Annotated in this window: 10 protein-coding genes; 5 read left to right on the forward strand and 5 right to left on the reverse strand. The window is 67.2% G+C overall.

Going from position 1 to position 8046, the window contains the following annotated elements:
• Window positions 1-48 precede the first annotated feature (48 nt).
• The gene (locus M3I56_RS26020) at window positions 49-948 is read right to left on the reverse strand and encodes an MBL fold metallo-hydrolase (RefSeq protein ID WP_254356377.1); all 900 of its coding nucleotides are present in this window, start codon (window positions 946-948) and stop codon (window positions 49-51) included.
• A 116-nt stretch (window positions 949-1064) separates the two neighbouring features.
• On the opposite strand from M3I56_RS26020, the gene M3I56_RS26025 reads away from it, so the two are divergent.
• From M3I56_RS26025 to M3I56_RS26040, 4 genes are read left to right on the forward strand one after another with little or no spacing between them, the layout of a single operon-like run.
• Window positions 1065-1400, forward strand: coding sequence for a metalloregulator ArsR/SmtB family transcription factor (locus M3I56_RS26025; protein ID WP_254356378.1), 336 nt, complete (start codon window positions 1065-1067; stop codon window positions 1398-1400).
• Entirely contained in the window at window positions 1397-1831 is a 435-nt protein-coding gene (locus tag M3I56_RS26030) for a YeeE/YedE family protein (protein ID WP_254356379.1), read from the forward strand. Before M3I56_RS26025 ends, M3I56_RS26030 begins: the two co-directional genes overlap by 4 nt.
• Before the next feature lies 1 nt (window position 1832).
• Complete coding sequence (locus tag M3I56_RS26035) at window positions 1833-2285, forward strand: YeeE/YedE family protein (RefSeq protein WP_254356380.1); 453 nt, start codon at window positions 1833-1835, stop codon at window positions 2283-2285.
• A 39-nt stretch (window positions 2286-2324) separates the two neighbouring features.
• Window positions 2325-3941 (forward strand): bifunctional protein tyrosine phosphatase family protein/NAD(P)/FAD-dependent oxidoreductase, encoded by a 1617-nt coding sequence (locus M3I56_RS26040; protein ID WP_254356381.1) that lies wholly within the window; start codon window positions 2325-2327, stop codon window positions 3939-3941.
• Between the two features lie 42 nt (window positions 3942-3983).
• On the opposite strand, the gene M3I56_RS26045 is transcribed toward M3I56_RS26040, so the two are convergent.
• Window positions 3984-4364: a DUF5594 family protein gene (locus M3I56_RS26045; protein ID WP_254356382.1), complete on the reverse strand. Its 381-nt coding sequence runs from the start codon at window positions 4362-4364 to the stop codon at window positions 3984-3986.
• A 183-nt stretch (window positions 4365-4547) separates the two neighbouring features.
• The gene (rarD, locus tag M3I56_RS26050) at window positions 4548-5435 is read right to left on the reverse strand and encodes an EamA family transporter RarD (protein WP_254356383.1); all 888 of its coding nucleotides are present in this window, start codon (window positions 5433-5435) and stop codon (window positions 4548-4550) included.
• A gap of 322 nt (window positions 5436-5757) precedes the next feature.
• Between rarD and M3I56_RS26055 the strand changes: the two genes are divergently transcribed.
• Window positions 5758-6546, forward strand: a complete 789-nt coding sequence (locus M3I56_RS26055) for a sulfite exporter TauE/SafE family protein (protein ID WP_254356384.1) — start codon at window positions 5758-5760, stop codon at window positions 6544-6546.
• A gap of 39 nt (window positions 6547-6585) precedes the next feature.
• Here M3I56_RS26055 and M3I56_RS26060 read toward each other — a convergent pair whose 3' ends face one another.
• A complete protein-coding gene (locus tag M3I56_RS26060; RefSeq protein WP_254356385.1) occupies window positions 6586-6846 on the reverse strand; it encodes a hypothetical protein in 261 nt (86 codons plus the stop codon).
• A 337-nt stretch (window positions 6847-7183) separates the two neighbouring features.
• Window positions 7184-7537: a BON domain-containing protein gene (locus M3I56_RS26065; protein WP_254356386.1), complete on the reverse strand. Its 354-nt coding sequence runs from the start codon at window positions 7535-7537 to the stop codon at window positions 7184-7186.
• Window positions 7538-8046: the final 509 nt, after the last annotated feature.

Consider the following 8046-nt stretch of genomic DNA (forward strand, 5'->3'; position numbering starts at 1 on the left):
GATTCCCGCCCTCCCGGAAGCACATTGCGGAACTCATGCCGCAACGATTCAAAGCGCGTCAACCGGAATCTTCAGATAACGCACGCCGTTGGCTTCGGGCTCCGGCATGCGGCCCGCGCGGATGTTCACCTGGATCGACGGCAGGATCAGGTTCGGCATGGCGAGCGTGCGGTCGCGCGCGGTGCGCATCTGCACGAACGCCTCTTCGCTCACGGTCTCGTTCAGGTGGATGTTGCCGCTGCGCTGCGCGCTGACCGTGGTCTCGAAACAGGGGCCGCGCGAAGCCGGCGGATAGTCGTGGCACATGAAGAGCCGCGTGTCGCCCGGCAGGTCGAGCAGCTTGCGCGCCGAGCGGTAGAGCGTGTGCGCGTCGCCGCCCGGGAAGTCGCAGCGCGCCGAGCCCACGTCGGGCATGAAGAGCGTGTCGCCCACGAACACGGCGTTGCCGATCTGGTACGCGAGGTCGGCGGGCGTGTGGCCGGGCACGTGCAGCGCGCGCGCCTCCAAAGCGCCGACCTTGAACGTCTCGCCGTCCTGGAACAGCACGTCGAACTGGCTGCCGTCCGCGCTGAGCGTCTCGCCCAGATTGAACACCGCGCGAAACACGCCCTGCACGGCGCGAATGTGCTCGCCAATCGCAATGCGCCCGCCCAGTTGCGCCTTCAGATACGGCGCCCCCGAAAGATGATCGGCGTGCGCGTGCGTTTCGAGCAGCCACTCGACGCGAAGTCCGTATTCGCGCACGAATCCGATCACGCGATCGGCCGATTCCGTGGCGGTGCGGCCCGATTTGGGATCGTAGTCGAGCACCGGGTCGACGATCGCACAGTTGGTGCCGCGCCCGGCGTGCACGACGTAGGTGACCGTGGCCGTGACGGGGTCGAAAAAGGGCTCGACGCTCGGTTCGGGTTTTGATAGCTGCGCTGGGTTGGACACTGGATTGGACATCGAGGACTCCACACAAATGACCCTCTATTGAAACACATATTATAAATTTATATAATGTTTTTAGACAAAGTATAATCTGGATCATTGACTTGTAACCTCGTCCGACGGGCCGACCCATGAACTCCCCACTCACTCCCGAAGCGCTCGCGGCCCTGCGCGAATCCGCCGAAAAGTGCTGCGCGCTGCTCAAGGCGCTTGCCCACGAAGACCGTCTCCTGCTGCTTTGCCAGCTCACCGAAGGCGAGCGCAACGTCGGCGAACTCGAGGATCTGGTGGGCGTGCATCAGCCGAGCCTTTCGCAGCACCTCGGCAAGCTGCGCGACGAAGGCCTCGTCGATACGCGCCGCGAAGGCAAATACATCTACTACCGCCTCGCGAGCCCCGAAGTCGTCCAGGTCATGCAGACGCTCTCGAGCCTCTATTGCGGGCGGCTCAAGGTCCATCCGGCATGAGCCTCGACCTCGCTCACTTCACGCCCTACGCCTCGTTCGCGGGCGGCCTGATGATCGGCGCGGCTGCCGCGCTCTTCGTGCTCGTGAATGGGCGCATCGCCGGTATCAGCGGCTTGCTGGGCGGCTTGTTGCCGGGCGCGAGCGGCGAGCGCAGCGTGAATGCCGCGTTCGTCATTGGCCTCGTTGCCGCCCCATTGCTGTGGCGGCTGCGCGCGGCGCTTCCGGCCATGCAGATCGATGCGTCGATGCTCACGCTCGTCGTGGCGGGCCTGCTGGTCGGCGTCGGCACCCGTTACGGCTCGGGCTGCACGAGTGGCCACGGCGTGTGCGGGATCGCGCGCGGCTCGCGCCGCTCGTTCGTCGCCACGGGCGCGTTCATGGCGGCGGGCTTCGCCACCGTGTTTGCCGTGCGTCACCTGATCGGAGGCTGAGATGCGAAAACTCAGCGCATTCGCGTGCGGTCTGCTGTTCGGTATCGGCCTGCTCGTCTCGGGCATGGCCAATCCGGCCAAGGTGCTCGGCTTTCTCGATCTCGCCGGGAACTGGGACCCATCGCTTGCCTTCGTGATGGCTGGCGCAATCGCGCTCGCCGCACCCGCCTTCTGGCTCGCGCGCAGACGAACATTGAGCCTCGCTGGCGCGCCGATTCAGCTGCCCACGTCGCGGCGCATCGATGGCCGGTTGGTTGGCGGCGCCTTGCTGTTCGGCGCGGGCTGGGGGCTCGCGGGCTTCTGCCCCGGCCCCGCGCTCGTCGCCGCGGGCGGCGGTCAGCCGCGCGCCTGGCTCTTCGCCGCCGCCATGCTCGCGGGCATGGCGATTTACGCCGTGCTGGAGCGCCGCCGCCGCTCGCAAGAAGCCACAACAATCAGCACCAAACCGCAATAAAGCAGCACTACGCCGCACCAGCCTCGGGACCAAAACGACATGCAAATCACGCAACACGACGCGCGCTTCGCGAGCGCCGACCAGATCACGCCCGACGACCTCGCCGCCATCCAGGCGGCGGGCTATCGCTCGATCATCAGCAACCGGCCCGATGGTGAGGGCGGCGACGCGCAACCCACGTCGCAGGCGCTGCGCGCCACGGCCTCGCAGCTCGGTCTGCAGTTCGCGTATCTGCCGGTGAAGCCCGGCCAGATCACCGCCGACGACGCTGCGCGCTTCGCCCAGTTGCTGATCGACCTGCCCGGCCCCGTGCTCGCGTACTGCCGCAGCGGCAACCGCGCCACGAGCCTCTATCGGCTCGCGCAGCAAGGCGCACCCACCCAAGCCACGCAAGCCGCGAACGCCGCGCGCGCCGCGACGGCGGCCTGCGCGTGGGAAGGCGAAACCTGGGACGTCGTCGTGATCGGCGGCGGCACAGCGGGCATCGCCGTCAGCGCGAGCCTCTTGCGCCGCGAGCCGAGCCTGAAAATCGCCATTGTCGAGCCGAGCGATCACCATGACTATCAGCCCGCGTGGACGCTGGTCGGCGGCGGCGCGTACGACGTGACGAAAACGCGCCGGCCCATGGCGAGCGTCATGCCCGCGGGCGTGAAGTGGTTCCGCGCGGCCGCCACGCGCGTCGAGCCGGACGCGAACGTCGTGCAGCTCGACAGCGGCGTGCGCGTAGCCTACCGCCAGCTCATCGTGGCGCCGGGACTGCGGCTCGCGTGGGAGCGCATTGCGGGCCTCACGCAAACGCTCGGCAAGAACGGTGTGACCTCGAACTATCGCTATGACCTCGCGCCCTACACCTGGCAGCTCGTGCAGCAGATGAAGGGCGGCACGGCGCTCTTCAGCCAGCCCGGCATGCCGATCAAGTGCGCGGGCGCGCCGCAAAAGGCCATGTCCCTCGCGTGCGACCACTGGCAACGCCAGGATGTGCTCGGTAAGGTCAACGTGGAGTTCAATCTCGCGGGCGCCGTGCTGTTCGGCGTGGCGACCTTCGTGCCGCCGCTCATGGAGTACGTGAAGCGCTACCACGCGAACCTCGCGTTCTCGTCGAATCTCGTGGCCGTGGACGGCCCGGCGCGCATCGCCACCTTCGAAGTGAAGGATGCGAACGGCAACGTCACGCGTGTGGAGAAGCGCTTCGACATGCTGCACGCCGTGCCGCCGCAGGTTGCGCCCGACTTCATCCGCGACAGTCGGCTCGCCGACGAAGCCGGCTGGTGCGAAGTCGATCACGCCACGCTCCAGCATCCGCGCTATCCGAACGTGTTTTCGCTCGGCGACGTGTGCTCCGCGCCGAACGCCAAGACCGGCGCGGCCGCGCGCAAGCAGGCCGTGATCGTGGCCGAGAACCTGCTCGCCGCACGTGCGGGTGCACCGCTGGCGTATCGCTACGACGGTTACGGGTCGTGTCCGCTCACCGTGGAGAGGGGCAAGGTCGTGCTGGCCGAGTTCGGATATGGCGGGCGTCTCTTGCCGACCTTCCCGCTCGACCCCACGCGGCCACGCCGCCTCATGTGGCTGCTCAAGGCAAGCGTGCTGCCGAGCTTCTACTGGTGGGGCATGCTCAAGGGCCGCGAGTGGCTCACGCGGGCTGCGCGCGGCTGATGAAACTCGAGGGCTAAGGCGCTCGCGCACTTACTGTTCGAATTAGCCCTCGAAATCGAGCCCGCCTAGCAGCACCTCCGGCTCGCCTTGCGTGCGCGAAGCGAAATCGACAGAGCGCGCCGACTCCCATGACGCCAGCTTGCGCCCGGTCGCTTCGAGGTAGTGCTCGAAGCGCGCTTCGCCGCCGGGCTCCATGAGGCGCTCGACCTCCTCGGCGTCCCAGGTCAGTGCGACGTTCAGCGGATACACATACGGATGCCGGTGCTCGTTCGCGACGCCGCGCAGACGCACGCGCGTAGGGTGCCCGTGCCCGGCGTTGGGCACGACATCGACGTGCACCGAGGGGCCGAATTGTTTCGCCAGCTTCGCCGCAATGCGCGGTGCGAATTCTTCCTCGAACCGGCGAACGGCTTCGATACTCATGCGCGGGGCACTCCACTGAGGATTGACTGCGGGTTAAGGCACGGCGGGTTGCGACTGATTCGCGCAACTGCATCGCGCAACCCGCACGCGATTCGCCGCGACCGTGCAGCCCGTCGTCCCGGCATCCTACCGCGCCGCCGGCAGGTCAGCCAATGCCCGACAGCGCAGCGCCGCTTAGCCTCCTCACGCCGCGCGTCGCTCCCGCGCGGCCACGAGGCTGCGTACGCCTTCGAGCGAATACACGCCGAGCGCGACCCAGATCGCGCCGTAACCCACGGCGCGCACCGCGCCGAACGGCTCCCCGTAAACGAGCACGCCGGTGAGCAACTGCAGCGTGGGCGTGACGTACTGGATCAGACCGAGCATCGACAGCGGAATGCGCCGCGCGGCCGCGCCGAAGAGGAGCAACGGAATCGCCGTGATCGGGCCGGAGGCCGCGAGCAGCAGTTGCAGCCCGCGCGAGGCATGCGTGAAGTGGCTCGCGCCCGCGAGGCCCACGATCGTCAGATAAACGATCGCAACGGGAAAGAGAAGAACCGTTTCGAGCGCGAGGCCTTCGAGCGCGCCGAGCTGCGCGGTCTTGCGCAGGAGCGCATAGCCGCCGAAGGTCACGGCGAGCGCGAGACTGATCCAGGGTGGCGCGCCGTTCTGCCAGGTGAGCCACACGACGCCCGCGGTGGCCAGCGCCACGGCGGCCCATTGCAGCGGGCGCAGGCGCTCGCGCAGGAACGCATAGCCGAACAGCACGTTGATGAGCGGATTGATGAAATAGCCGAGGCTCGCCTCGACGATGTGCCCGGCGTTGACGGCCCAGATATAGGTGCCCCAGTTGGCCGAGAGCAGCACGGCGCTCGCCACGAAACGTCCGAGCAGGCGGCGGTCGCGCAGCGTGGGCCCAAACCAGCGCCAGTGGCGGCGCACGACGAGCACGGCGATCACGAACACGAGCGACCACGCCATGCGATGCGCGAGCATTTCGAGCGCGGGGATCTGGTGCAGCGTCTTGAAGTAGATGGGGAAGAGCCCCCAGAGAACGAATGCAGCGAACGCGTAGAGGATGCCGGGATTCATGTCGGATTCTGATTATGGTGGCGCCAGTCCTGCGCGGCGCTGTTCGGCACGCGCCTGCGCGAGAAGATACGCTGAAGGCACGTGAAGCTGCGAGCCGGCACCTGGCCCGCATCGCCCCTGGGTCCTTGCGAAGGCAATTGAAAGTCAGGCGGAATGCACCCGATTTCGCTTAACCCTGCGCCAAGCCGCCGGTTTTGCGACAATAGCGGATTTTCGCCGCCCCCCTTGGCCGTTGTCCAGCCTGACGCGCCGCTTACGGCGCGCGCTGTTCTCAACGCGGCAGGCGACGGCGTAGCCCCCTGAACCGGCCTCCTCGCGCGCGATGTCCTTCCCCCATATCGATCTGCTGTATTCGCTGTCCGGCCTGTTCGTCGGATTTCTGGTCGGCCTGACCGGCGTGGGTGGCGGCTCGCTGATGACGCCGATCCTGGTCCTCCTCTTCCACGTGCACCCGGCCACGGCAGTCGGCACCGACCTGCTTTATGCGGCCGCGACCAAGTCGGCGGGCACGCTCGTGCATGGGCTCAAGGGTTCGGTGGACTGGCGCGTGACGCTGCGGCTCGCGGCCGGCAGCGTGCCCGCCGCGACGATCACGCTGATCCTGCTGCACCGCTATGGCATGGACACGCCGCGCGCCGGGCATCTGATCCAGGCCGTGCTGGGCGCGGCGCTGCTCGTTACGGCCGTGGCGCTGATTTTTCGCCCGCAGCTCGCTGCGTTCGCCTCGCGCCACCGCCACGGGCCGGGCGAAGCGCGCACGCTCTTTTTCACGATTCTCACGGGTGCGGTGCTCGGCGTGCTCGTCTCGCTGACCTCGGTGGGCGCGGGCGCCATCGGCGTGACCGTGCTGCTGCTGCTCTACCCGGCGCTGCCCACCGTGCGCATCGTCGGCTCCGATGTCGCGCACGCCGTGCCGCTCACGCTCCTCGCGGGCGCCGGCCACTGGCTGCTCGGCTCGATCGACTGGCACATGCTGCTTTCGCTCTTGTGCGGCTCGCTGCCCGGCATCGCGATCGGCAGCCTGCTCTCCTCCAAGGCGCCCGAGAAGCTGCTGCGCGTGCTGCTCGCCGCGACGCTCACACTCGTGGGCGTGCGGCTCGTGCTCTCCTGAACGCGGCGCACGCCCCACTCGCCGCGCACCTCGTGCGCTTTAGGAGTGGGGCGCCTGGCGGAAAAACCGCCCGTTGAGATCGACCTCGAACTGGCGCAGCCATTGACCGCGGGCGTCGATGCGGTAAGCCTGCGCCCAGGCGCCGCGCCGCACGATCAGCATGTCGCCATGCTCCGGGTCGTTGGGGTCGGCTTCGCCTCGAATGTCGAACTGCATGGGCGCGAAGCCGTGCCGCGCACAGGCCAGCTCGAAGGCCGCGCGGTCGACGAGCGGCAAGTCGGTATAGGTATGAATGGTCATGGCGATTTCCAGCTTTCCAGCGATGAGGCCGCGCTCGACCTCGGGAAAGACGCGCGATACCCACGGTATACCCCCAACGGCGGGAAGACTGTGTGTCAAGCTACATTTTGGCGGCCGCAGTGCAACATAACGCAATCGCATGCCGCTTGCGTTTGCGGGCTGCGGGTTTACGCGCTAGGCGTACAAGCTGCCGGCTTCGAGCGATAACTGCCCCCAAGCCCACGCCAACCGTACGCCTGCCAGACCGATGCGCACAAAAAAAGCCCGGTCTGTAGCGGCCGGGCTTTTTGCTGTTGCTTGAGCACAGGCGCCCCGTTTCCAGGGCGCGCTGCTGCGTTTATTGCTCCACTCTGACCGTCAGCTTGTTCGACACCGACGTCACGCCAGGCACACCCTTCGCGACTTCTCCAGCCTTGTCGATCTGGCCCTGATCCGGCACCGTCCCGGTCAGCGTGACAGCGCCACCGTGCGAGCGCACGTTGAGCTTGGAAACGTCGAGGCCTTGGGTCTTCGAGAGCGCCTTGCGCACCGTGTAGCCCAGCTTGCGGTCGGCCTTCTTGGCCGAGGTGGCCGGAGCGGCCATGGCGGCGGCGGGAGCACTTGCCGACTCGTCCTGCGCGTACGACGCGCTGCAAGCCACCGACAGGCACAGTGCCGCGCCCAGCGTCTTCAGAATAGCGACCGATTTCATGTTTTCTCCTTGTGTCTTCGCGTTGTTGCGGGTGTTGCCTGGAATAGGACCGCCTGCCTTGCCAGCGGACGGCTCGAAGGCCGCCCGTCAGTCACGGTCTGACGGCTTCGTTACCACTACCGATGACAGCGCACGGCGCGCAATGCGCACGTACACGGCCAGGGTCTGGACGCGATGCGAGAGGCAAGGATGAAAGGACGTCGAACTACACGGCTTCGAATTACACGACTTCTTAAGCCCGCCCGGACAGGTCTGCGCCTGTTTCGTGTTTGTTATGCGAGGCGCGGCAGGCGAATCACAATTTAGCCTGGCCGCGCCACAAGCGCAAAGAGTTTAGCGCAGGCGCATGGAGCATGCGCTCAAGGTGTTTGGCGAGCCACGCGAGCATGCCGCCGCAACGCCGATTCTCATGTACCATCGGCTCCACAGAGCCCGCGCGGCGCGCGCGCCTGAGCCGACCCGGCGCCAGCGCCGGACCCGACGCGGACCCGACCCGCACTCCCCCGAAC

This window comes from Paraburkholderia sp. CNPSo 3281, from assembly GCF_024206515.1.
Classification (GTDB): Bacteria; Pseudomonadota; Gammaproteobacteria; order Burkholderiales; family Burkholderiaceae; genus Paraburkholderia; species Paraburkholderia nodosa.

What these genes read in the sequence shown, in the direction of transcription:
- M3I56_RS26020 (WP_254356377.1), bottom strand. Translation starts at nt 948, where the DNA reads ATGTCCAATCCAGTGTCCAACCCAGCGCAGCTATCAAAACCCGAACCG.
- M3I56_RS26025 (WP_254356378.1), top strand. Translation starts at nt 1,065, where the DNA reads ATGAACTCCCCACTCACTCCCGAAGCGCTCGCGGCCCTGCGCGAATCC.
- M3I56_RS26030 (WP_254356379.1), top strand. Translation starts at nt 1,397, where the DNA reads ATGAGCCTCGACCTCGCTCACTTCACGCCCTACGCCTCGTTCGCGGGC.
- M3I56_RS26035 (WP_254356380.1), top strand. Translation starts at nt 1,833, where the DNA reads ATGCGAAAACTCAGCGCATTCGCGTGCGGTCTGCTGTTCGGTATCGGC.
- M3I56_RS26040 (WP_254356381.1), top strand. Translation starts at nt 2,325, where the DNA reads ATGCAAATCACGCAACACGACGCGCGCTTCGCGAGCGCCGACCAGATC.
- M3I56_RS26045 (WP_254356382.1), bottom strand. Translation starts at nt 4,364, where the DNA reads ATGAGTATCGAAGCCGTTCGCCGGTTCGAGGAAGAATTCGCACCGCGC.
- rarD (WP_254356383.1), bottom strand. Translation starts at nt 5,435, where the DNA reads ATGAATCCCGGCATCCTCTACGCGTTCGCTGCATTCGTTCTCTGGGGG.
- M3I56_RS26055 (WP_254356384.1), top strand. Translation starts at nt 5,758, where the DNA reads ATGTCCTTCCCCCATATCGATCTGCTGTATTCGCTGTCCGGCCTGTTC.
- M3I56_RS26060 (WP_254356385.1), bottom strand. Translation starts at nt 6,846, where the DNA reads ATGACCATTCATACCTATACCGACTTGCCGCTCGTCGACCGCGCGGCC.
- M3I56_RS26065 (WP_254356386.1), bottom strand. Translation starts at nt 7,537, where the DNA reads ATGAAATCGGTCGCTATTCTGAAGACGCTGGGCGCGGCACTGTGCCTG.